This is a genomic window from Diplocloster hominis (assembly GCF_032380655.1).
GTDB lineage: Bacteria > Bacillota > Clostridia > Lachnospirales > Lachnospiraceae > Diplocloster > Diplocloster hominis.
This window is the reverse complement of sequence record NZ_JAWDIY010000005.1, coordinates 69,965-92,277: the sequence shown is the minus strand read 5'-3', so window position 1 is coordinate 92,277 and position 22,313 is coordinate 69,965. Positions and strand designations below refer to the sequence as shown.

The following is a 22,313-nucleotide window of genomic DNA, read 5'->3' as shown; positions in this document are numbered from 1 at the left end:
AATAGCACCTCCAAATTTTTTATTTTACGCTCTTTTGTTTACCTTTCGATGGTAACGTCTTCCAGAAGCTCTTCGAAGATTCTGGATACATACGTCAACTCCTCATCATCGTCCACGATTTCATACAGGGCTTCCGCATCCTCACTTGCGGACAGATCCTTTAAAATATAGCAGGTACCGTCTTCCTCTTCGTCCTCCGTGTCAGTAACCAGAAGATAGTCCACACCACTTACTCTCGTCTGTTCCATGATGAAAAATTCCACGTTTTCCTTTGTGTCTTCCATAGTGAAAATAATTTTTTCCATATAAGCTCCTAATGCAATGTATTTAAATATCCTTGTAGGATTAATACAGCCGCTAACCGGTCGATGTGTTCTTTCCTGTCCTCTCTTCGCACGTTGCCCTCGATCAGGGCCCGTTCTGCTTCCACTGTGGTGAGACGCTCGTCCCACATGATGACAGGAAGTCCTGTGCGCCGCTTCAGCATCTCAGCGAATTCCAGAGATTTCTGCGCGCGGTCGCCCACCGTGTTATTCATATTCTTTGGGAAGCCCAGTACAATGGACTCTACCCCATATTCCCTGATCAGTTCCTCGATTCTGGCGCATGTTCTGCGCAGCTTATTCTCAGTCTCTCTTCTGATAATCTCGATTCCCTGGGCAGTAATTGAAAGAGGGTCGCTTATGGCCACCCCGACAGTTTTGGAACCGAAGTCCAAACCCATGATCCGCATAACGTTCTCCTTACTGCTATTCCAGATGGTTATTTTTGATATAGGATTTTAACAGCGCTTCCACCAGCTCGTCCCGTTCCACCTTCATAATCAGGCTTCTGGCATTATTATGGCTGGTTATATAAGTCGGGTCTCCGGACATGATATAACCCACGATCTGATTCACCGGGTTATAGCCCTTCTCCGTCATCGCCTCATACACCTTATTTAACACATCCTCTACCTGCAGTTCCGGCTCAGTCTGGACTTTAAAATATCTTGTATTGCTGAGATCCTTCATTCTTTCCTCCATGCGTGCGTTATCCCCATATACTCCATTCTTCACGCTCTTAAACAAACTTTACCCTTATTCTAATATATACCGGCTGAAAATTCAATGTCTATTTTACTGTTGAAAACAGGAACCGGTGATTTACTCGAATTCCGCCAACATGATTTCGTCCGTCAGAAAGCCTGTCACCCGCACCAAAAGCAGCTGGTTGGACAGTTCCTTTTTGCTTTTTACGGCAGCTTTTACATATTCCTTTGTATGGCCGATCTGATAGATTTCCCCATCCATCTCTGTCATTTCCTCAAATAGTACCTCCTGGGTCCTGCCCAGGTAATACTCCCGGAACGCTCTGGACTTCTCCCTGTGCAGAGACAGCAGTTCATTGCTGCGCACGGCTTTTACCGGTTCGGGAACCTGCCCCTCCATCACCGCCGCTTTGGTTCCCTGTCTCCTGGAGTATTTGAAAATGTGGGTCTCATAAAACGAGACTTTATCCAAAAAGGCCCGGGTCGTTTCAAATTCCTTTTCGGTCTCCTGTGGGAAACCTGCGATAATATCCGTCGTCAGAGCCGGATGCTCAAAATATTCCCGGATCAACTGGCATTTTTTAAAGTATTCACCGGTTGTGTAGTGTCTATTCATCCGTTTGAGCGTTTCATCACAGCCGCTTTGCAGGGACAAATGAAAATGGGGACAGAATTTGCGGCTCTTCGACAGTTCCGATACAAATTCTTCCGTGATGATGCGGGGTTCCAGGGATCCCAGCCGGATCCGCCCGATTCCCTCCACTTCCTGTACACGTAAGATCAGATCCAGCAGGGAGGAGCAGGGGTCAAAATCCACTCCGTAAGAGCTTAAGTGTATCCCGGTCAGAACGATCTCCTGATATCCTTCGGCTGCCAGACGTTTCACTTCTTTTATCACATCTTCCATTTTACGGCTCCGCACCCGTCCTCTGGCATAGGGAATGATACAATAACTGCAGAACTGGTTGCAGCCATCCTGCACTTTTAGATAAGCCCGGGTATGTTCCGTGGTTCTGCCAAGGGTTAATTCCTCGTATTCCTGATCGGCGGCAATATCGGTAATGCATTCTGCCGCATTATGATCCTGCTCCCACTCCTGAAGCACCCGGATCAGATCTTTTTTCCGGTTATTCCCGATCACCAGATCCACGGCCGCGTCCTGTAAAAGTTCCTCACCGGCCGCCTGTACATAACAGCCAACCGCCACCACGCAGGCGTTTGGATTCTTTGCCTTTGCCCGGTGTAACATCTGCCTGGACTTGCGGTCCGCGATATTGGTTACGGTACAGGTATTGATGATATAGACATCCGCGGGCTCTGTGAACGAAACGATCTCATAGCCGTTTTCCTCCAGCATCTGCTGCATGGCTTCCGTTTCATATGCGTTTACTTTACATCCTAAATTGTGCAATGCTACTCTTTTCATAACAATTCCTTTACAACTGCATAATCAAATTTATCAAAATTGACGAATAATCCCGATTTTCTTTGTATGTTTGCGTATTGACTTTTCCATACCCCGACGGTAAGATGAACATATAAAAAATATATGGGAGGTTTTTCCAATGAAAACAGTAAGAATTTCTTTAAACTCCATTGATAAAGTGAAATCTTTTGTGAATGACATCACTAGATTTGATAACGATTTTGATCTGGTTTCCGGAAGGTATGTAATCGATGCGAAATCCATCATGGGTATTTTCAGCCTGGATCTGTCCAAACCGATCGATCTGAACATCCACGCAGAAGAAAATATCGATACGATTCTTGCAACGCTTGCTCCTTATATCATCGATTAAGAACCCTGCTTTTGCAAAAGGAAGGGACATGCACCTCGCTATGGACAGCGGGGTGTTTTTTCTTGCCCTGCTGCAAGCTCCCGGCGCATTGACCTGTTCCTATCCCAACTAACCGCACTGCCTGTTTCGCCATCTGCACGCCCCACTTCGCGGTATATTCGATCCCACTTCGGTCAACGCAGCCCGCCGCGCCTCCCTCATCGGAACCAAATCTCCCGCAAAGCGGGACGTACATCTGACGGAAAGCAATTACAGGCGCACCCTAGCCGGCAATGATGCATTCCGCAGAATCAATCGCCTGTGCTACCATTTCCTCTATCTTTTCCTCCAGTTTCTTTTCCGAACGTTTGATCACCGGAATACTGGGCTTCGTGACCGGATGCTTCGCCACAAAGATGGTACAGCAATCCTCATACGGCTGAATGGAGGTCTCAAATGTACCTATTTTCTCAGCAATATCAATGATATCCTGTTTATCAAAAGCAATCAGCGGCCGGAACACCGGCATGGTGCACACTTCATTGGTAGCCGCCAGGCTCTGGACAGTCTGGCTTGCCACCTGTCCGATACTCTCACCCGTGATCAGTCCCAGCGCCTCATTTTTGCGCGCCAGTTCCTCCGCGATCCGCATCATATAACGCCGCATGATGATTGTCAGCTCGTCATGGGGGCATTTATCATAAATATACAGCTGGATATCTGTAAAGTTCACCACGTATAAATAGACAGGTCCCGAATACTTCGCCACCTGCGAGGCCAGATCCACCACTTTTTGTTTGGCCCGCTCACTGGTATAGGGGGGCGCATGAAAATAAACGGCGTCAATTTTCACACCGCGCTTGGCTACCATATAGCCTGCCACCGGACTGTCGATTCCTCCGGATAACAAAAGCATACATTTCCCGTTGGTACCCACCGGCATTCCGCCCGGCCCGGGTATGATCTCGGAATAAATATAAATTTTCTCCCGGACTTCTATGGTCAGCATGATCTGAGGGTTATGGACATCCACATGAAGCTGCGGATAGGCTTCCAGAATCCGGTGGCCCATCTCGGCATTGATCTGCATGGAATCCATCGGATAATTCTTTCTGGCCCTGCGCGCGCATACTTTGAAACTCATATTCTTATCCGGGTAGACATCGTCCATATAGGCCAGTACGTCCCGGGTGAGCTGATCAAAGCCTTCATCCTCCACACATACGGTGGGACAGATCCCCACAATACCGAACACCCGCTGTAAGGCTTCTACGGCCTCGTCATAGTCATAATCCTGCGGACAGGCCACATAGATGCGCCCCTGTTCTTTGGATACCTGGAATTCGCCTTCTACGGGTTTTAACGCATGCCGGATCTGCTTTACCAGCGCGTCCTCAAACAGGTAACGGTTTTTCCCCTTAATTCCGATTTCCCCGTATTTTATCAGAAATGCCTGATACATCTTATTCTCTCCTTATGAAACATTACTATTATTTCCTGCTGCTCTATTTCTATCTATCTTTTATTTTTTGCCATGCTGTATCTTTATGCTATACCCGTATTATCATTTTCCCCGCACTACCTATCTGCGGGTATATTTCTTCAGCTTGGGTACGATTTCCTGAAGCTTTTCGATACAGTAATTCACCTCGTCCACCGTGGATTCCAGATGAAAGCTGAACCGGATCGCCGATTCCAGCTGGTCCTTGTCCAGATGGATCGCAGTCAGGGTCGGACTGACGGCATGTTTCTTTCCGGCTGCGCAGGCACTGCCCGCAGACACATAGATCTCATACTCCTCCAGCGCATGCAGCAAAACTTCACTGCGTACCCCCGGGAAACTCACGTTCACGATATGGGGGGCACTTTCTATACCAACAAGGCCATGAATTACCGCCCCCTCGATTGTTCCGATCCCATTGACAAAAGCCTGCTTCACCGTGTAAAGCCGCTGGATTTTTTCATCAAAACCGGTATACAGCTCTTTTACCGCCGCCCCCAGGCCGGCGATTCCGGTGGTGTTCACCGTGCCGGAGCGCATACCCTCCTGCTGTCCGCCGCCGTAGGAGATTGGTTTGATTTTCACTTTGTCGCTGACGTACAAAAAGCCTACGCCTTTCGGGCCATGTATTTTATGGCCGCTGGCTGACAGCAGGTCAATCCCCAGCTTTTTCGGTAAAATACGGTATTTTCCATAGGCCTGTACCGCATCCACATGGAGTTTGGCTTTCGGCGCCTTTTTGTGAACCAGTTCCGCGATATCCTGAATGGGCTGTACCGCCCCGATTTCATTGTTAACATACATAACCGAGACAAGAACCGTCTCTTCGTCAAGGGCAGCTTCCAGCGCATCCATACGCAGAATCCCCTCCGCATCCACCGGAATATAGCTGGCCCGGAAACCGTTCCCTTCCAGATACTCCATGGCAGCCGTTACGGAAGGATGTTCCACCGCTGAAGTAATCACATGATTCCCGGATCTGCGGTTGGCCATAGCCGTTCCGATAATGGCCAGATTATTCCCCTCCGTACCTCCGGATGTAAAAAAAATCTCCTTCGCGTTGACTTTTAGATTTTTCGCTATGATATCCCTGGCATCTTTTACATACTTCTCCGCATCCACACCCTTTTTGTGCATGGAGGAGGGATTGCCGTAATCGGTCATCATCGTCCGGATCATGATCTCTTTTACGGACTCATAGCAGCGGGTTGTTGCCGAATTATCAAAATAGCATTCCATAGGTTTCTTCACCATCCTTATTTTTGCCTTGTCTTAGTTTATCCCAATTGCGTCATTGCATTCCAACTGGAACATTAAAACGGAAAGAATGGCGAGTCCCGCGGTCTCCGTTCTCAAAATCCGTCTGCCCAGGGATACCGCAGACGCGCCCATGCCGCAGGCTTTTTGCACTTCGTCTTCTTCGAATCCGCCCTCCGGTCCGATGAAAACACCTACAGACTGGCCTGACCCCACAGCCTGGAGCAATTCCCGGCTTTTTTCCATGCCCTGCGCATGTTCATAGGGAATAAAAACATGATCCATGTTCCTGGCATAGGCCAGGGCATCTGAGAACTTCATCAGCTCTTTGACTTTCGGAATTACCATCCGGCCGGACTGTTTCGCCGCGCTCTCCGAAATGGCATTCCAGCGTTTTAATTTATTCTGTTCTTTTTTGGCATCCAATTTTACGACCGTCCTTCGGGTCACAACCGGAACCACCTCAGATACGCCCAATTCCACCGCCTTCTGGATGATCAGCTCCATTTTGTCGCTTTTGGGCAGCCCCTGGAACAGCGTGATCCGGCAGGGCAATTCACGATTCTCTTCTTCTGCGGACAATATCCCAAGCCGGATACAATCCGGCTCAATCTCCGATATCTCGCATAAATATTCCCGGAATGTTCCGTCTGTGCTCACACATACTTTTTCTCCCGGTTTCATCCGCAGAACATTCCGGATATGATTCACATCCGTTCCCAGAATGACGATTCCAGACTCCTGTATCTGCCCCGGATTCACAAAGAAATGGTACATCTATCTCTTCCTCGCCGTCACACTGACCCACTCTCCCTGACGGGTCACTTCCACAACTTCCAGTCCGGCTTCTTTCACCGTACGCACGATCAGTTCCTCTTTCACATCCAGAATCCCGGAGGTAATATAGAGCGCTCCCGGTTTCATCGCTGCGATGGCCGCCGGAGTCAGCGGCACCAGCACTTCCGCCAGAATATTCGCCAGTACAATGTCATATTTTTCATATCCGACCGCATCCTGGATCTCTTTCTCATCGATGATATTACCAATCATCACCTCAAAGCGGCCCGGTTCAATCGCATTGGCTTCCATGTTCTCATGGGTAGCGTTAATCGCACAGGGGTCCAGATCCGTCCCCACCGCGTGCCCGGCTCCCAGCTTACAGGCGGCGATAGACAGAATCCCGCTGCCGCAGCCCAGATCCAGTACATCGATCCCCGGCCGCACATATTTCTTCAGCTGCCGGATACAGAGCTGGGTCGTCTCATGCATACCAGTCCCAAAAGCCGTACCGGGATCAATATGAATGATCATCTTCCCCTCGTCCTCCGGCTTCACTTCCTCCCAGGACGGGATAATCAGGATATCATCCACATAGAACTGCTTAAAATACTGCTTCCAGTTATTAATCCAGTCCTTATCCTCTGTCTCGGACGCCTCGATGCCGGCCTCTCCGACATCCACGAACATACGCAGCCCTTCCAGTTCTTCCCTCACCTGCGCCAGGAGTTCCGTCTCATCGGTATCCTCCTCCAGATAAAAACTGATATAGGCGATGCCGTCATCCTCCGGCCCGTCAGGCAGGATATCCACGAACATCTGTTTCTTATCGTTCTGCGTCAAAGGCACCTTGTCCTCAATCTCGGCGCCCTCGATCCCCAGATCCACCAGGCTGCTGATCACCAGATCTTCTGCTTCTGTTTTTGTCTTAATCGTAAATTTTTTCCATTTCACGGGATTCACCTCATATTTCGTCTTTTCCCATATTACCACAGGTGCTCCATGAAAAACAAGAGGGAAACTTGTGCTGGTGATGAGGGGGGATTTTTTCGATGGGGCCGGGAGGAGCTGGGGGCGGCGGCTGGCTTGCGAGGGCGGGGCAAAATTCGTGGGGACAAATCGCTTCGGCTGGATCTAAGAACAGGTAACTACGATGGCGGGAGAACCTCTTATTAGCAAGGCCTGGAACAAACTCGCCAAAATACGGCTCGGACAGTGTTCCAGGCCCTGCGAGGTTCTCCCACCATCTGCGTAACCTGTTCTAAGATACAGCCTCAAGCGATTTGTCCCCACGAATTTTGCCCCGCCCCCGCAAGCCAGCCGCCGCCCCCAGCTCCTCCCTACTTTATATAAAGCCCTGTTTCATGGTTTAATTTTATAGGCTGTTTTTATGTTTTATGATGTACTTTCATTCATTTTATAATGCAGACCCGCCAGATGTCGGAAATGCTGTTCCGTATTAGATTGGACGCTTGAGCACGGCTTCTTTATTATCAGTGGATTGAATCCGTGTTATTGGTCCTTTTTCCAGCGTTTTAACGTCGGCAGAAATTCCCTAAGTTGTTCTCTTGCCTCTTGCTCTGTTAAATGCAGACCGGTGTCTTTATTCCATTCATCCAGATCTTTTAAATTATGTTCGATCATTTCCTCCATCGTGATATCCTGAGCGAATTCTCCCCGTCGATAACAAAATGCGCAATATTCCTCTGATTTGCTGCCGTCGCTCTGTGTTCCTTTGTCGCTGTCTTTTTCCATAATCATTCCGCAGCTTTGGCATTGTCCTGCAGGCTGACCTAACAGATAGTCCACTGACACATCAAAGATGCTCGCAAGCAATTTGAGTGTATCTATATTGGGTGTGGTTTCCCCGTTTTCCCAGCGGGAAACGGCTTGCCGGGTGACTAATAATTTCTCGGCAAATTCATCCTGAGATAAATTTAGACTTTTCCGCAATTCTAATATCGCGTCCCTTGTTTCCATTGTACATTTCCTCCTTTTCCGCGACCGGCTAATCAGATCATAAAGTTGTACCTAAAATAAGCTCACACACTTTCAAAAAATGTCACTTATTTTAGCCGGCTTTCTATAATTTTACCGCTTTATATGAGGCAGCACAAGCAACCCCCCGTTGCTCTAAAGCCGCGCCAACGACGGGCAAGGGGCCATTCGCCGGGAACATATCAAATGTTCCCGGCGAATGGCCCCGGTTCCTGCAAGGTCCGCGCGTCTCCTATTTAAATTTAAACCCTTTTCTCTTAGATTTCTCATTCCCCTCATGGGACTGATTCAGCGTGTTTCCGTTGGCCTCGTCAAACTTGCGGAGTGCTTCCTTGGCTTCCTCGTTTAGCTTTGTGGGTACCTGAACAACCAGGGTTACATAGTGGTCGCCCCGGATGTCTTTATTTCTGAGGGAAGGGACTCCTTTGCCCTTCAGGCGTACTTTGGTGTCTGTCTGGGTTCCGGGTTTTACGGTGTAGAGGACGTCTCCGTCCACTGTGCTGATCTTGACGTCTCCGCCCAGGGCCGCTACCGCAAAGCTGATGGGGGCCGTGGAGAAGATGTTGGCGTCCTGGCGCTGGAAAATCGGGTGTCTGGATACTACGACTTCAACCATCAGATCGCCTCTGGGGCCGCCGTTGGTTCCGGGTTCGCCTTTGTCCCGGATACGGATGCTCTGGCCGTTGTCTATGCCGGCCGGAATCGATACCTGGATTTTCTTGCGGTTCGCAATGTAGCCCGTTCCGTGACAATCGGTACATTTTTCTTTGATGATCTGGCCGGTTCCGTGACAGTCCGGACAGGTCTGTACATTCCGAACCATACCAAACAAGGACTGCTGGGTAAATACCACCTGGCCTTTTCCACCGCACTTCTCACAGGTGACCGGAGAGGTGCCGGGCTTTGCTCCTGTTCCGTGACAGGTGGAACAGTTATCCTTAAGCGTCAGCTCGATCTCCTTCTCACAGCCGAAGATCGCCTCCTCAAAGGTAATTCTTACACTGGTGCGTAAATTCGCCCCGCGCATGGGTCCGTTGTTGGCCCTGCGGCTGCTTCTGCCTCCGCCGAACAAATCGCCGAATATATCACCAAAAATATCACCCATATCCATACCGGAAAAATCAAAGCCTCCGGCACCGGCTGAGCCGTCAAAGGCCGCATGACCGAACTGGTCATACTGTCGCCTCTTTTCCGCATCACTAAGTACGGCGTATGCTTCCGAAGCTTCTTTGAACTTTTTCTCCGCCTCGGTGTCTCCCGGATTCATGTCGGGATGGTATTTTTTCGCCAGTTTTCTGTATGCACTTTTTATGGTAGCATCATCGGCTCCTCGATCCACGCCTAAGACTTCATAATAGTCTCTCTTGTCTGCCATATCTGTTCAACCTCTCTGTTTCATCAGGATAAGGGGAAGAGTGGTTCTTCCCCTTATAAATTCCTATTCGATTTCTCTTAGATCTCTTTGTAATCTCCATCTACAACGTCGTCGGCCTGATAAGAACCGCCGTCTGCCGCACCGCCCATATCCGGGCCTGCTCCTGCATTTCCGGCAGCCTGCTGTGCCTGCTCATAAACCTTAGCAAACAGCTTCTGAGAGCTTTCCATCAATTTATCCTTGGCAGCTTTTAATTCGGCTACCTGAGCTTCTGTCATCTCTTCTGCGTTGGTTTTCTCAATGATCTCCTTTAATGCGTTGACATCTGCCTGTACCGCAGTTTTGTCATTGGCATCAATCTTATCACCGACCTCTTCCATGGCCTTTTCCACCTGGAATACCATAGCATCTGCGTCGTTTCTGGTATCGATGGCTTCCTTACGTTTCTTATCCTGAGACTCGAACTCGGCAGCTTCTCTGACTGCTTTGTCGATATCGGAATCAGACATGTTGGAGCTGGCGGTGATGGTGATATGCTGCTCTTTTCCGGTTCCCAGGTCTTTCGCGGAAACATTCACAATACCGTTGGCATCAATATCAAAGGTAACCTCGATCTGCGGCACGCCCCGTCTTGCAGGCGGGATTCCGTCTAACCGGAACTGTCCTAAGGACTTGTTGTCTTTCGCAAACTGACGCTCACCCTGAAGGACATTGATATCCACGGCCGTCTGATTATCTGCAGCGGTGGAGAAGATCTGGCTCTTCTTGGTAGGGATCGTCGTGTTCCGCTCGATCAGTCTGGTTGCTATTCCACCCATGGTCTCGATGGACAGAGACAGCGGGGTAACATCTAACAGCAGGATTTCCCCTGCGCCGGCATCTCCAGCCAGCTTACCGCCCTGGATGGAAGCTCCGAGAGCTACACATTCATCGGGGTTTAAGGTCTTGCTGGGGTCATGTCCGGTCAACTGTTTTACTTTATCCTGAACAGCCGGGGTTCTGGTGGAACCGCCAACCAATAATACCTTGCTGAGTTCAGAAGCTGTGATTCCGGCATCTCTCAATGCGTTCTTTACAGGCTCTGCGGTTAATTCTACCAGATCATGGGTCAGTTCGTCAAATTTTGCCCTGGTCAGGTTCATGTCAAAGTGCTTCGGGCCATCCGCTGTGGCGGTGATAAACGGCAGGTTGATGTTGGTGGTGGTGGCGGAGGACAGCTCCTTTTTCGCTTTCTCTGCGGCTTCTTTTAATCTCTGGAGAGCCATCTTGTCAGCGGAAAGGTCTACGCCTTCATTTTTCTTGAACTCTGCGATCATATAATCGGTAATCTTCTGGTCAAAGTCATCACCGCCCAGACGGTTGTTACCGGAGGTAGCCAAAACCTCGATGACTCCGTCGCCGATATCGATGATGGATACGTCGAAAGTACCGCCGCCCAAGTCGTAAACCATGATTTTTTGTTCTTTTTCATTATCCAGGCCGTAGGCCAAAGCGGCAGCGGTCGGCTCATTAATAATACGTTTTACATCCAGTCCTGCGATCTTACCTGCGTCCTTGGTAGCCTGACGCTGCGCGTCATTGAAGTAAGCAGGAACCGTGATCACTGCTTCGGTGACTTTTTCACCCAGGTAGTTTTCCGCATCCGCTTTTAATTTCTGAAGGATCATGGCGGAGATTTCCTGAGGGGTATATTTCTTCCCGTCAATGTCTACGCGGAAATCGCTTCCCATATGTCTTTTGATGGAGGAGATGGTCTTCTCAGAGTTGGTAACCGCCTGACGCTTTGCCGGCTCTCCAACCAGACGCTCTCCTGTTTTTGTAAATGCGACTACAGACGGTGTGGTTCTGGCTCCTTCCGTATTCGCTATAACGACAGGTTTTCCACCTTCCATAACTGCTACGCATGAGTTTGTTGTACCTAAGTCAATTCCTATGATTTTTCCCATTATGATTTCCTCCTGATTCTATCATTCTATTTGTTTAATTTGCTACTTTTACCATGCTGTGACGAACGACGCTTTCTTTGTAAAGATATCCCTTCTGGAATTCTTCCACAACGATGTTATCGCCTGCCTCTTCGTCTTCCACATGCATAACCGCATTGTGCAGGTTCGGATCAAATTCGCCTCCCACCGCCTCGATCGGTTTTACACCAATCTCATCCAACGTGGTCATCAACTGCTTATAAATTTTGTTCATGCCTTCCACAAATGGATCTTCCCGTCCTGTTTCCGGCACACTGGCAAGGCCTCTCTCGAAGTTATCCACAACCGGCAGCATCTTTTCAATCACTTCTTTTGCGCCGATTTCATACATGTGGGACTTCTCTTTCTCGGTCCGCTTCCTGTAGTTATCGAACTCCGCCATCTGCCGTTTTACCTGGTCGGACAGCTCTTCGATCTTTTCATCTTTCTTATCTCTTTTTTCTTTCTTTTCTTTTCTCTTACTGAACTTCTCTTTTTTCTCGTCGCCTTCCTGTGTATCCGGCTGTGCAGCTTCAGCTTCCTTCACGTTATCTTCCGCCGGTTCCTGGTCTGCTGCCTGCGCTGTCTCTGCCGCCGTATTCTCCTGATCCGTTGGAATATCTGCTGTCTCCTGCTGATCTGCCTTTATCGTATCTTTTTCTTCTGCCAAGCCTGGTTACCTTCCTTTCTATCTCTGCCTATGTTTTTTTCTTATAGATCGCATCCAGTTGAACCATCAGTGTTTTGAGAGTGCTCACTACTTTTTCGTAATCCATTCTCTTTGGTCCGATGATACCTATGGTTCCCTGCATACCTTCCCCTAATTCATAAGTCGCGGTCACAACACTGCAGTCCTTCATGGCCCGTACCGGTGTCTCATTCCCGATATAAACCTGAATTCCATGTTCGTCCGCGTTAGCCAGCGTCTCATTTACCAGATCGCTTAACTGCTGCTTTTCTTCAAAGGTGCTCAAAAGTTCACTGGCCCGTTCGCTGTCGGACAGCTCCGGATATTTGAAAATATTCGTGGTGCCGCTGGTGTAAATCTCCAGATCATCGTCCAGATTAATCGCCTCCGCCACCGCGTCCAGCACATCGCTCACCAGTCCGCTGTGGATTCCGGCCTGTTCCTTCAGGTTCGCGATCATTCCCAGGTTGATCTCTTCCAGCGTCAATCCATTGAGCTGTGTATTCAGCATAATATTGAGCTTCAGGATCTTCTCATTATCCAAAGGCTCATCCACCGTGATAATCTTATTCTTCACGATATTGCCTTCCACAACAATGACCGCCAGGATCTGAGTCTCATCCACTTCGCTTAACTGTATGAACTTTACTTTATTATGATGGTACTGAGGCGAGGAAATCATCGTCGCGTAATTCGTATTATGTGCCAATACCTTAGCCACCTGCTGCAGCAGCGACTCCATCCGGTCAGCCTTCTGGATCATGAGTTCTTTCATCTCCGTGACTTCCCGTTCTTTTTCCTCCATCATCTGATCGACGTAAAGCCGATAACCTTTGTCGGAAGGGATCCGGCCCGCAGATGTATGGGGCTGTACAATAAATCCCATCTCCTCCAAATCTGACATTTCGTTGCGAATGGTGGCTGAACTCAATTTCAAATCCGAGTATTTGGAAATCGTTCTGGAACCTACAGGTTCGCCGGTTTCCAGATAGTTCCGGATGATCGCCTGCAATATTTTCGTCTTTCTGTCGTCCAGCTGCATCCAATCGCTCCTCTCTTTTTGCTTTATTAGCACTCGTTGTTGAGGAGTGCTAACATCTGTAATTAACATAGCACTCCCCCTAATTTTTGTCAATACCATTTCACATATTTTTTAAAAATTCTGGAGGCTGGCTGCAGGCGGGGTGTTGACTTAGGAGCGGTGAAGATAGGGAAACGGCGGGGGCTTGATGCCGGGCGGCTCATCTTGCGGGGGCTAATCCCTTCGGCCGGACCTAAGAACGGCTAACTCCGAAGGTGGGGGAACCTCTTTCTTTATGATTCTAGGGGATTCTTTGGAAGTTCTAGGGGATTCTTTGGAAGTTGCCCCTTGCTTTTGGTAATTAGGCAATGTATAATGAAAACAATTGTGTATACGGAATTTATCTTGTGGTAAGAAATCTGCGACTATGAGAAATCATTGTACAGGCTTTTAATAGGTAGGATTGTCTGTTTGCTGTAGTAAAGATACTCATACCTTGTGAAAAGAAATGCAGATTATGTTTGCGTAATGTAATACTCTGTTGAGCAGCGAATACTGCGAACCCTCCCGCAGGGCATGTATTATGGGATGCTGCAGGTTTACCTTCCAGGCCTCTTTGGGTTTGTTTTCCGGTCTGTGCATGAGGTAATGTTTGAATGCTTCCTTCACCGATGGGTTTGGGATCAGGGGGCTCTCTTGAAACGCAGGGAACCGTCCGGATGTACAATTATAAAAGAAAAACGCATGTTAATGCAGAAAGTGTAAATGAATGAAGAATGAATCAAATGATATCTCTACAGATATTAGTAAAAAAAGCAGCGGCAGTAACACTGCTGGGACAACAGGGGGCAGCAAAAGAAACAGCAGGGCCGCAGCTTCCAAATCTGACGGTACCAAGGCCGCCGCAAAGGGAAAGACTGACCAGTCCAAGACCAAGTCTGCAGCAGATCGCGGCGGGGCTAAGACAGGATCAGACAGTGCCGGGACTTCAGCGGAAAAGGCGCACAAGCGTGCGGATACCGGCAGCCGGAACACGGCCAGGAGAAAGACTGCCGCTAAAGCTTCTGGTACGGCTAAGTCCGTTAAGAAAGAGAATGCTGTCCAGGATGGCGGGGCCAAAGATCCTTCCAAGCAATCCGGGCATATCGGGCATTCCGATGTGGATACGGATTATAAGCTGACGGCTGGGAGCGATACGGTAAAGATTATTCCGCTGGGGGGTCTGGACCGGATCGGGATGAATATTACCGCGATTGAGTATAAGGATACGATCGTGGTTATCGACTGCGGGATTTCTTTCCCGGATGAGACGATGCTGGGAATTGATAAGGTTATTCCGGATGTCTCTTACCTGCTGGAGAATCAGGAAAAGGTCAAAGGCTTTGTCATCACTCATGGCCATGAGGACCATATCGGGGCACTTCCTTATATTCTGCCTCAGCTGAATGTACCGGTATATGCAACGAAGCTTACCATGGGACTGATCGAGCATAAGTTAAAAGAGGCCCGGCTCATGAAGAAAGTACGGCGCAAAGTGGTAAAGCAGGGAAGCAGCGTGAATCTGGGGGATCTGCGGGTGGAATTTATCAAGACCAACCATAGTATAGCGGGAGCTTCCGCTCTGGCCGTGTATACCCCTATGGGAGCCATTGTGCATACCGGAGATTTTAAAGTGGATTATACGCCTTTATTTGGGGAGTCCATCGACTTGCAGCGGATGGCGGCTATCGGTAAGAAGGGCGTGCTGGCCGTAATGTGTGACAGTACCAACGCGATCCGCCCTGGTTTTACCCCTTCCGAAACCAAGGTGAGCAGGACTTTTGATACGCTTTTCGCGGAAAATAAAAATAACCGGATCATTGTGGCAACCTTTGCCTCCAATGTGGACCGGGTGCAGCAGATCATGGACACGGCTTATAAGTATGGCAGAAAGGTGATCCTGCAGGGACGGAGTATGGATACGGTCATCCGGATCGCATCGGATCTCGGTTATGTCCATGTGCCGGAAAACACAATGATCGATGTGGATGATATGAATAAGTATCCAGCTGAAAAGCTGGTATTCATTACTACAGGAAGCCAGGGGGAGGCTATGGCGGCACTGTCCAGAATGGCGGATTCCACTCACAAAAAGGTGTCGATCATGCCCAATGATGCGATCATCTTCAGTTCCACACCGATCCCGGGAAATGAAAAAGCTGTGTCCAAGGTAGTCAATGAGCTGGCAATGAAGGGAGCCAATGTGATTTTCCAGGATACCCATGTGTCCGGCCATGCCTGTCAGGAAGAGATCAAGCTGATCTATTCCCTTTTAAAGCCTCTCTATGCGATTCCGGTCCACGGGGAGTACAGGCACCTGCTGGCCGGCGCCCATATCGCCAATGATCTGGGGATCGACAAGGAGCATACGTTTGTGCTGGCGGCCGGGGATGTGCTGGAGCTTTCTAAGGAGCGGGGAAAGGTTGTCTCGAAAGTGCCTGCCCGGGGGATCTTTGTAGATGGTCTCGGCGTCGGCGATGTGGGAAATATCGTGATCCGTGACCGCCAGAACCTGGCGGAAAATGGAATTCTGATCGTGACTCTGACGCTGGAACACGGTTCGAACCGTCTGATGGCAGGACCTGACATTATCTCCAGAGGATTTGTCTATGTCCGCGAATCCGGCAGTTTGATGAAGGAACTGCAGCAGATCGCGTTAAAGGCAATTGCTAAGTGTGAGGAACAAAATTGCCGGGATTGGGTTCGGATCAAGGAGGAAATAAAAGACAGTCTGGACAGCTATCTGTGGAAGAAAATACAGCGCAGCCCGATCATCCTGCCTGTTATTATGGAAGTTTAAGAGACGGCTGCCTTTTAAGAAACCTATTATTGGGGTAATTGCTTTATTGTACAATTCAATATATCTTAGATAAATATGCAGAGGACTGAAAAAACCAGTGTGTTACATGATTCATCGCCCGTAATCTGTTCGGTGTTCGATGAACTATAGTGGTTTTTAATGTCCTCTGTTTTTGTGTTGTTTGCCTGGGTTAATATTTTTGATGAGATTGGAAACGATGATTGTAGGGGCTCTGGTTTGAGGATATAATAGAATGATAGTATAAGGTTTTGATCTTTCAGACAATATAATAGATTAATTGAGGTTTTCATTCTACAGACAGTATAATAGATTAATTGAGGTTTTCATCCTACAGATCGTATAATAGATTAATTGAGGTTTTCATCCTACAGACCGTATAATAGATAAATTGAGGTTTTCATCTTACTGGCAGAATCAATACATGGAGCATTAGATTTGAAGATACTATGAAATACTGAGGAGGCGGTGACTTTGAAAGAACTGATCGAGTTATTTTGTACATTCGCGCAGATCGGTGCGCTGACGTTTGGAGGCGGACTGGCGATGCTGCCGATGCTGAAACATGAATTAGTGGAGAAGAAGGAATGGGTGACAGAAGACGAATTACTGGATTATTACGCCATCGGACAGTGCACACCGGGTATTATTGCCGTTAACACCGCGACCTTTGTAGGATATAAACGAAAAGGCACCTGGGGAGGCGTGATGGCTACTCTGGGAATGGTATTTCCCTCTCTGGTGATTATCTCGCTTGTTGCTTCTGTCTTGATGAATTTCATGGAGAATGCCTATGTGGCCCATGCGCTGGCCGGAATCCGTGCTGTCGTCTGCGCATTGATGCTGGGCACCGTATTGACCCTGGCCAGGAAAAGTATGGTGGACTGGATCTGTTATCTGGTCTTTTTCGGAACTCTCCTGCTGGCACTGTTTTCTCCGGTTCCGGTGGTGTTACTTGTGGTGCTGGCCGCCGGGATCGGGGTCGGGGTCAAACGGTTCAGGGAGAGGAGGGCAAAGTCATGATCTATCTGCAGCTATTTGTGGAATTCTTTAAGACGGGATTGTTTGCGCTGGGCGGCGGCCTGGCCACCCTCCCTTTCCTGATGGAACTCGCGGATAAATACGGCTGGTTTTCCGCCGCTGAGCTGACGGATATGATCGCGGTCAGCGAGAGCACCCCAGGGCCGATCGGTGTGAATATGGCCACCTACTCGGGATTTCACACAGCCGGTGTTCCCGGTGCCATCGTTGCCACCATGGCTTTGGTTCTCCCCAGTATCCTGATCATTGTGCTGATCGCAAAATTTCTGTCCGGTTTCAGTGAAAACCGTATCGTACAGGCGGTGTTCTACGGGATCCGCCCCGCTGTCGCTGCGCTGATCGCCTCTGCGGTAATCGGGCTGTTTAAAACTTCCTTATTCGTAAGCTCAGAATCCGGAAATCTCACGCCGGTCTGGGGAGTGATCCTGCTGGCCGTCTTTACCTTCGGCCTTCTTAATATTCCCAGGCTCAAAAAACTACATCCTGTTACATTTCTTGCCTTTGGCGCCGTAATGGGGATTCTTTTCCGTTTGTAACCCGAATTTACATTAAAAAGCTGGCCATTACATAATTACTCACATCGATTCCCTTATCGGAAAGGAAAATCCGGTTTTTTTCGCGGACCAGGAGGCCCTGATCCTCCAGCTTCCGAAACACGGAGGCGTAGATATCCCAGAAGCTGCGATGGAACTGGTCGTGGAATTCTCCCAGGGAGATCCCCTCCATCATGCGAAGGCCCAGGAACATGAATTCTTCCATCTGCTCGGTGGCGGACAGGGTCACCAGATCTTCGTAGACGTACTTTTTGGTCAGGTAGGTCTGCATGTCTTTGGTGACTGAGAATCTCTGGTTTTCCATCAGAGAGGCGGCACCCAGGCCGTAGCCCAGATAATCGCCGCGCTTCCAGTATGTGATGTTATGCCTGCATTCATAACCGGGGCGGGCATAATTGGATATCTCGTAGCGGTGGTATCCGAACTCATCCAGGATTCCGGCGGTGTCATAATACATCTCCCGCTCTGCTTCTTCGGTGGGCAGCTGCGTGGGTTCCTCTCCCCGGTCACGGCGCGTCACGTCGTCTTTATATAATAGGTAGAAAGGCGTTTCTTCTTCAATCATAAGTCCGTAGGCGGAGATATGCTGGGGATGCAGTGCCGCCGTTTTTTTGAGGGTCTGTTTCCAGGATTCCGTGGACTGGCCAGGCAGGCCCGACATCAGATCAATGTTGATGTTTTCAAAGCCTGCTTTTCGGGCCTGTTCATAATTTTCCAGGAATTCTTCATAGGTATGGATTCTGCCCAGAAGCTTTAATTCTTCATTTTTGGTGGATTGAAGGCCTATGCTTAAACGGTTGATCCCCATTTTCCGGTAGGATACGAGCTTTTCCGGGGTGAGCGTGCCCGGGTTGGCCTCGATCGTGATTTCCGCACGGGGCTCTACTTCATAGAGGTCGAAGAGCTTGTCCATAAGTCTGCCCATCAAAGACTCAGGCAGTATGGATGGGGTCCCCCCGCCGAAAAAGATGGTGTTCACTCGGTATTGGCCGGCGGCCTCCCGGGTCCGCTCCATCTTCTGGAGCAGGGTCCGCACATAGTGCTCCTGCTCCTCCTCGGTTCCTGCCATAGATAAGAAGTCACAGTAGCCACATTTTTTTACACAGAATGGAATATGGATATAAATGCTCAGATCTTTTTTCATTTATTTGTCATCCAGTTTGAGTACACTCATGAATGCTTTTTGCGGGATCTCTACATTGCCCACCTGACGCATTCTCTTCTTTCCTTCTTTTTGTTTCTCCAGCAATTTTTTCTTACGGGTGATGTCGCCGCCGTAGCACTTAGCCAGCACGTCTTTTCGCATGGCCTTCACGGTCTCCCTGGCAATGATCTTGCTGCCGATGGCGGCCTGGATCGGAATCTCAAACAGCTGGCGGGGGATCTCCTCTTTTAGCTTTTCGCACATTTTGCGTCCCCGCTCATAGGCGGTTCCCGCGTGAACGATGAAGGAGAGTGCGTCGACTTCTTCCCGGTTGATCAGGATATCCAGCTTGACCAGCTCAGAGCGCTCATAGCCTTTCATTTCATAGTCAAAGGACGCGTATCCTCTGGATCTGGATTTCAGGGCGTCGAAGAAATCATAGATGATTTCATTTAACGGCAGGTCGTACTTTAAAACAGCACGGGTTTCTTCTATATATTCCATCCCCAGATACTGCCCCCGGCGTTCCTGACACAGGTCCATGATGGCGCCGATGAACTCTGTAGTCACCATGACTTCCGCGCTGACCATGGGTTCCTCCATATATTCGATCTCGGAAGGGTCCGGCATGTTGGAGGGATTGGTCAGTTCCACCACATCCCCGTTGGTTTTGTATATCTTATAGATAACACCGGGCGCCGTGGTCACCAGATCCAGATTGTATTCCCGTTCCAGACGCTCCTGGATAATCTCCAGGTGCAGAAGCCCTGAGAATCCGCACCGGAAGCCGAAGCCCAGCGCTACGGAAGTTTCCGGTTCAAACTGGAGGGAGGCGTCGTTGAGCTGAAGTTTCTCAAGCGCATCCCGCAAATCGGGATATTTCGCCCCGTCGGCCGGGTACATTCCGCAATATACCATAGGATTCACTTTTTTATATCCCGGCAACGGATGATCGCAGGGCTGCTGCGCGTTGGTAATCGTGTCACCTACCCGGGTATCTTTGACGTTCTTTAAGCTGGCCGTGATATAGCCTACCATACCGGCCGACAATTCTTCACAGGGTATGAACTGTCCGGCTCCAAAGTAGCCTAATTCCACGACTTCCGCTTCCGCCCCGGTCGCCATCATTCGGATCGGCGTTCCCTTGCGGACCGTACCTTCTTTGATTCTGCAGAATACGATAACCCCTTTATAGGAATCATACAGGGAATCGAAGATCAGTGCCTGCAGCGGAGCCTCCGGGTCGCCTGCCGGCGCAGGAATTTTCTTTACGATCTGCTCCAGCACTTCCTCCACATTGGTTCCGTCCTTCGCTGAAATCAAAGGGGCCTCCTGCGCTTCTATGCCAATGACATCTTCAATCTCTTCAATCACTCTCTGGGGCTCCGCGCTTGGCAGGTCGATCTTATTGATCACCGGCATCACATCCAGATCGTGATCCAGCGCCAGATAGACGTTGGCCAGCGTCTGGGCCTCGATTCCCTGTGCCGCATCCACCACCAGGATCGCCCCGTCGCAGGCCGCCAGGCTTCGGGATACTTCGTAGTTAAAATCCACGTGTCCCGGCGTGTCGATCAGATTGAAGATATATTCTTCTCCATCTTTCGCTTTATATATGGTACGCACGGCCTGCGCCTTGATCGTGATTCCCCGCTCCCGCTCCAGCTCCATATTGTCCAGCACCTGGGCCTGCATCTCCCGGCTGGTTAAAAGTCCGGTCATCTCGATGATCCGGTCCGCCAGCGTCGATTTGCCGTGGTCAATATGTGCAATGATACAAAAATTCCGTATTTTACTCTGATCGATATGAGACATATTCATCCTCCTATGGTACCGGATTCGATTGCAGATCTCCTCAGGCAGCCGTACTTTGTCGAGTAGCATTATATCACAGACCTAGGATTATTGTCCAGGCGGTTTTCCGGACCTTTTTCATACCTTTTTCATATATCGTTACGATTCACGGCCAACTTTGGTAAATGGGGATTTTGAGAGGGGATTGGCACCTTTCTAATCAGGACCCCGTCAGCACTTTATGTAAGATATCTGCCAGAGGCTCCATGGCATTTTTCTCTTCCTGGAGGGTATTGGTCTGTGCACCGCATTCTACCAGAAGGCTTCTGGGCTTAAAGTGCATGTTATAGCGGTATCCTTTCAGGTAGATCTTTCTGGCCACTCCGGGATAATACTGGGCGGCTTTCAGCTGACACTGCAGGGAGAAGGCCAGGTTATCCTGGATATAGGGGTTGGGCAGATAGGAAATATCTCCGATCTTGGTCGTCCGGGACAAGCCGTTAAAAAACATGAACTGGGCGGTGTCCTTACCGTTAATATTGGTAACCAGATGGGTGCCCTCGGCCACCCCGTCCCGGTGCAGGTCGATCACGACTTCAATGGAAGGGTTATCAGCCAGAATCTGCGCGATGGAGGTTTCCGCCAACGCATAAGCTTTGCTTCGGTCCAGCTTCCCATCAATCATATCGTATACTTCCGTGTGGTGAATGACATTGAAGTGATACTTATCCCTGAGTAGAGTCGTCAGATATTCCCCTACTCCCACAATGGTAGTACTGGGATCTCCGGGAATAGAGTCCACAAAGCTTTCCTGGGAATGGGTGTGGTAGATCAGGATCTGGGGAACGCTGTTATCCTGGGCGATCCCCATATTTTGCTGCAGAAGCTGGGATGCATTGAGCTGGCTGCTGGTAATCGTGGTCGTTTTGTCCACTACGTAAAAGTTATTGATCAGATAATCATAGTCATTTAATTTTTCCATGGAGATCTGGTTCGCCGCCTCCTGGGCCTCCTGTATCTGGGATACATCCACCTGCTCACTGGGCGCAGGATTGGCAGCGGCGTTTTCTGCCTGCATGGCATTGGCCAGGGCCGCGGCATTTTCCTGCTGCATCGCTTCGTTTTCCGTATCGGACGGAATCAGTTCCCCGGTCATCTCATTTACGGCATTTTCATCGTTGGCCTCCCCCGCCAATATCATTTCATAGGTGGAGGCACTCTCCACCTCCGTCGTATATCCGGAGTGTTCTTCCAGATAGCCGAACAGCGGGATCAGATCAAATGCTTTTTCCGCCACATATACACTAAAATCAGACGGCTGCTCTTCATAAGCAGCCGAATACATCAGACCTGGCAAATGCGTTGTAATGGCCTTTTTATTCAGATAACTTTCCACCTGGCCCGCCAGGTCCGAAAAACTGCCCTGCATCTGTACATTGCTCAGGGCTTTTGTTCCATGAAATATGATATATAATCCCAGAATTAAAATCACTACCCATAGGAAGAGATTCGAAATTTTCTGAAAATGGCTCAT

General features: G+C 49.3%; 21 protein-coding genes. 4 read left to right on the top strand and 17 right to left on the bottom strand.

Going from position 1 to position 22,313, the window contains the following annotated elements; translation table 11 throughout:
- Nucleotides 1-38: 38 nt before the first annotated feature.
- The 4 genes from ABC831_RS06385 to mtaB all read right to left on the bottom strand — a co-directional run bounded on the left by ABC831_RS06385 (nt 39) and on the right by mtaB (nt 2,456).
- Entirely contained in the window at nt 39-305 is a 267-nt protein-coding gene (locus tag ABC831_RS06385) for a DUF1292 domain-containing protein (protein ID WP_158355549.1), read from the bottom strand.
- Between the two features lie 8 nt (nt 306-313).
- A complete protein-coding gene (gene ruvX / locus ABC831_RS06380; RefSeq protein WP_343247400.1) occupies nt 314-733 on the bottom strand; it encodes a Holliday junction resolvase RuvX in 420 nt (139 codons plus the stop codon).
- A gap of 16 nt (nt 734-749) precedes the next feature.
- Nucleotides 750-1,013, bottom strand: coding sequence for an IreB family regulatory phosphoprotein (locus ABC831_RS06375; protein WP_343247399.1), 264 nt, complete (start codon nt 1,011-1,013; stop codon nt 750-752).
- Nucleotides 1,014-1,145: 132 nt separating this feature from the next.
- A complete protein-coding gene (gene mtaB, locus ABC831_RS06370) occupies nt 1,146-2,456 on the bottom strand; it encodes a tRNA (N(6)-L-threonylcarbamoyladenosine(37)-C(2))-methylthiotransferase MtaB (RefSeq protein ID WP_343247398.1) in 1,311 nt (436 codons plus the stop codon).
- A gap of 139 nt (nt 2,457-2,595) precedes the next feature.
- Here mtaB and ABC831_RS06365 point away from each other — a divergent pair, with 139 nt between their 5' ends.
- Entirely contained in the window at nt 2,596-2,829 is a 234-nt protein-coding gene (locus ABC831_RS06365) for an HPr family phosphocarrier protein (protein ID WP_343247397.1), read from the top strand.
- Here ABC831_RS06365 and ABC831_RS26495 read toward each other — a convergent pair.
- The 10 genes from ABC831_RS26495 to hrcA all read right to left on the bottom strand — a co-directional run bounded on the left by ABC831_RS26495 (nt 2,819) and on the right by hrcA (nt 13,410).
- Nucleotides 2,819-3,064 carry a DUF6783 domain-containing protein gene (locus tag ABC831_RS26495; RefSeq protein WP_484840525.1) on the bottom strand — a complete coding sequence of 82 codons (246 nt, stop codon included), beginning with the start codon at nt 3,062-3,064 and terminating at the stop codon, nt 2,819-2,821. The genes ABC831_RS06365 and ABC831_RS26495 overlap by 11 nt on opposite strands.
- Nucleotides 3,065-3,091: 27 nt before the next feature.
- Nucleotides 3,092-4,270, bottom strand: a complete 1,179-nt coding sequence (gene thiI, locus ABC831_RS06350; protein ID WP_343247396.1) for a tRNA uracil 4-sulfurtransferase ThiI — start codon at nt 4,268-4,270, stop codon at nt 3,092-3,094.
- Between the two features lie 120 nt (nt 4,271-4,390).
- Nucleotides 4,391-5,548 (bottom strand): cysteine desulfurase family protein, encoded by a 1,158-nt coding sequence (locus tag ABC831_RS06345; protein ID WP_343247525.1) that lies wholly within the window; start codon nt 5,546-5,548, stop codon nt 4,391-4,393.
- A gap of 33 nt (nt 5,549-5,581) precedes the next feature.
- Nucleotides 5,582-6,343, bottom strand: a complete 762-nt coding sequence (locus tag ABC831_RS06340; RefSeq protein WP_343247395.1) for a 16S rRNA (uracil(1498)-N(3))-methyltransferase — start codon at nt 6,341-6,343, stop codon at nt 5,582-5,584.
- Entirely contained in the window at nt 6,344-7,297 is a 954-nt protein-coding gene (prmA, locus tag ABC831_RS06335) for a 50S ribosomal protein L11 methyltransferase (RefSeq protein ID WP_343247394.1), read from the bottom strand.
- Nucleotides 7,298-7,855: 558 nt separating this feature from the next.
- A complete protein-coding gene (locus ABC831_RS06330; RefSeq protein WP_343247393.1) occupies nt 7,856-8,323 on the bottom strand; it encodes a zinc ribbon domain-containing protein in 468 nt (155 codons plus the stop codon).
- Nucleotides 8,324-8,573: 250 nt separating this feature from the next.
- The gene (dnaJ, locus tag ABC831_RS06325; protein ID WP_343247392.1) at nt 8,574-9,716 is read right to left on the bottom strand and encodes a molecular chaperone DnaJ; all 1,143 of its coding nucleotides are present in this window, start codon (nt 9,714-9,716) and stop codon (nt 8,574-8,576) included.
- 77 nt (nt 9,717-9,793) lie between these two features.
- Nucleotides 9,794-11,662 (bottom strand): molecular chaperone DnaK, encoded by a 1,869-nt coding sequence (dnaK, locus tag ABC831_RS06320; protein WP_343247391.1) that lies wholly within the window; start codon nt 11,660-11,662, stop codon nt 9,794-9,796.
- Nucleotides 11,663-11,696: 34 nt separating this feature from the next.
- Entirely contained in the window at nt 11,697-12,350 is a 654-nt protein-coding gene (grpE, locus tag ABC831_RS06315) for a nucleotide exchange factor GrpE (RefSeq protein WP_343247390.1), read from the bottom strand.
- 28 nt (nt 12,351-12,378) lie between these two features.
- Nucleotides 12,379-13,410, bottom strand: coding sequence for a heat-inducible transcriptional repressor HrcA (gene hrcA, locus ABC831_RS06310; RefSeq protein ID WP_343247389.1), 1,032 nt, complete (start codon nt 13,408-13,410; stop codon nt 12,379-12,381).
- Nucleotides 13,411-14,158: 748 nt separating this feature from the next.
- Here hrcA and ABC831_RS06305 point away from each other — a divergent pair.
- The 3 genes from ABC831_RS06305 (at nt 14,159) to ABC831_RS06295 (ending at nt 17,823) form a co-directional block, all read left to right on the top strand.
- Nucleotides 14,159-16,228, top strand: a complete 2,070-nt coding sequence (locus ABC831_RS06305; protein ID WP_343247388.1) for an RNase J family beta-CASP ribonuclease — start codon at nt 14,159-14,161, stop codon at nt 16,226-16,228.
- A gap of 486 nt (nt 16,229-16,714) precedes the next feature.
- A complete protein-coding gene (locus tag ABC831_RS06300) occupies nt 16,715-17,269 on the top strand; it encodes a chromate transporter (RefSeq protein ID WP_343247387.1) in 555 nt (184 codons plus the stop codon).
- Entirely contained in the window at nt 17,266-17,823 is a 558-nt protein-coding gene (locus tag ABC831_RS06295) for a chromate transporter (RefSeq protein WP_343247386.1), read from the top strand. The genes ABC831_RS06300 and ABC831_RS06295 overlap by 4 nt, the downstream gene beginning before the upstream one ends.
- 7 nt (nt 17,824-17,830) lie before the next feature.
- Here the strand turns inward: ABC831_RS06295 and hemW are convergent, their stop codons facing one another.
- From hemW to ABC831_RS06280, 3 genes are all read right to left on the bottom strand, one after another.
- Nucleotides 17,831-18,985, bottom strand: a complete 1,155-nt coding sequence (hemW, locus tag ABC831_RS06290; protein ID WP_343247385.1) for a radical SAM family heme chaperone HemW — start codon at nt 18,983-18,985, stop codon at nt 17,831-17,833.
- On the bottom strand, nt 18,986-20,800 hold the full coding sequence (gene lepA / locus ABC831_RS06285) for a translation elongation factor 4 (protein WP_343247384.1): 1,815 nt from the start codon (nt 20,798-20,800) through the stop codon (nt 18,986-18,988).
- Between the two features lie 199 nt (nt 20,801-20,999).
- A complete protein-coding gene (locus ABC831_RS06280; RefSeq protein WP_343247383.1) occupies nt 21,000-22,313 on the bottom strand; it encodes a stage II sporulation protein P in 1,314 nt (437 codons plus the stop codon).

What these genes read in the sequence shown, in the direction of transcription:
- ABC831_RS06385 (WP_158355549.1), bottom strand. Translation starts at nt 305, where the DNA reads ATGGAAAAAATTATTTTCACTATGGAAGACACAAAGGAAAACGTGGAA.
- ruvX (WP_343247400.1), bottom strand. Translation starts at nt 733, where the DNA reads ATGCGGATCATGGGTTTGGACTTCGGTTCCAAAACTGTCGGGGTGGCC.
- ABC831_RS06375 (WP_343247399.1), bottom strand. Translation starts at nt 1,013, where the DNA reads ATGAAGGATCTCAGCAATACAAGATATTTTAAAGTCCAGACTGAGCCG.
- mtaB (WP_343247398.1), bottom strand. Translation starts at nt 2,456, where the DNA reads ATGAAAAGAGTAGCATTGCACAATTTAGGATGTAAAGTAAACGCATAT.
- ABC831_RS06365 (WP_343247397.1), top strand. Translation starts at nt 2,596, where the DNA reads ATGAAAACAGTAAGAATTTCTTTAAACTCCATTGATAAAGTGAAATCT.
- ABC831_RS26495 (WP_484840525.1), bottom strand. Translation starts at nt 3,064, where the DNA reads ATGTACGTCCCGCTTTGCGGGAGATTTGGTTCCGATGAGGGAGGCGCG.
- thiI (WP_343247396.1), bottom strand. Translation starts at nt 4,270, where the DNA reads ATGTATCAGGCATTTCTGATAAAATACGGGGAAATCGGAATTAAGGGG.
- ABC831_RS06345 (WP_343247525.1), bottom strand. Translation starts at nt 5,548, where the DNA reads ATGGAATGCTATTTTGATAATTCGGCAACAACCCGCTGCTATGAGTCC.
- ABC831_RS06340 (WP_343247395.1), bottom strand. Translation starts at nt 6,343, where the DNA reads ATGTACCATTTCTTTGTGAATCCGGGGCAGATACAGGAGTCTGGAATC.
- ABC831_RS06330 (WP_343247393.1), bottom strand. Translation starts at nt 8,323, where the DNA reads ATGGAAACAAGGGACGCGATATTAGAATTGCGGAAAAGTCTAAATTTA.
- dnaJ (WP_343247392.1), bottom strand. Translation starts at nt 9,716, where the DNA reads ATGGCAGACAAGAGAGACTATTATGAAGTCTTAGGCGTGGATCGAGGA.
- dnaK (WP_343247391.1), bottom strand. Translation starts at nt 11,662, where the DNA reads ATGGGAAAAATCATAGGAATTGACTTAGGTACAACAAACTCATGCGTA.
- hrcA (WP_343247389.1), bottom strand. Translation starts at nt 13,410, where the DNA reads ATGCAGCTGGACGACAGAAAGACGAAAATATTGCAGGCGATCATCCGG.
- ABC831_RS06305 (WP_343247388.1), top strand. Translation starts at nt 14,159, where the DNA reads ATGAAGAATGAATCAAATGATATCTCTACAGATATTAGTAAAAAAAGC.
- ABC831_RS06295 (WP_343247386.1), top strand. Translation starts at nt 17,266, where the DNA reads ATGATCTATCTGCAGCTATTTGTGGAATTCTTTAAGACGGGATTGTTT.
- hemW (WP_343247385.1), bottom strand. Translation starts at nt 18,985, where the DNA reads ATGAAAAAAGATCTGAGCATTTATATCCATATTCCATTCTGTGTAAAA.
- lepA (WP_343247384.1), bottom strand. Translation starts at nt 20,800, where the DNA reads ATGTCTCATATCGATCAGAGTAAAATACGGAATTTTTGTATCATTGCA.
- ABC831_RS06280 (WP_343247383.1), bottom strand. Translation starts at nt 22,313, where the DNA reads ATGAGCCATTTTCAGAAAATTTCGAATCTCTTCCTATGGGTAGTGATT.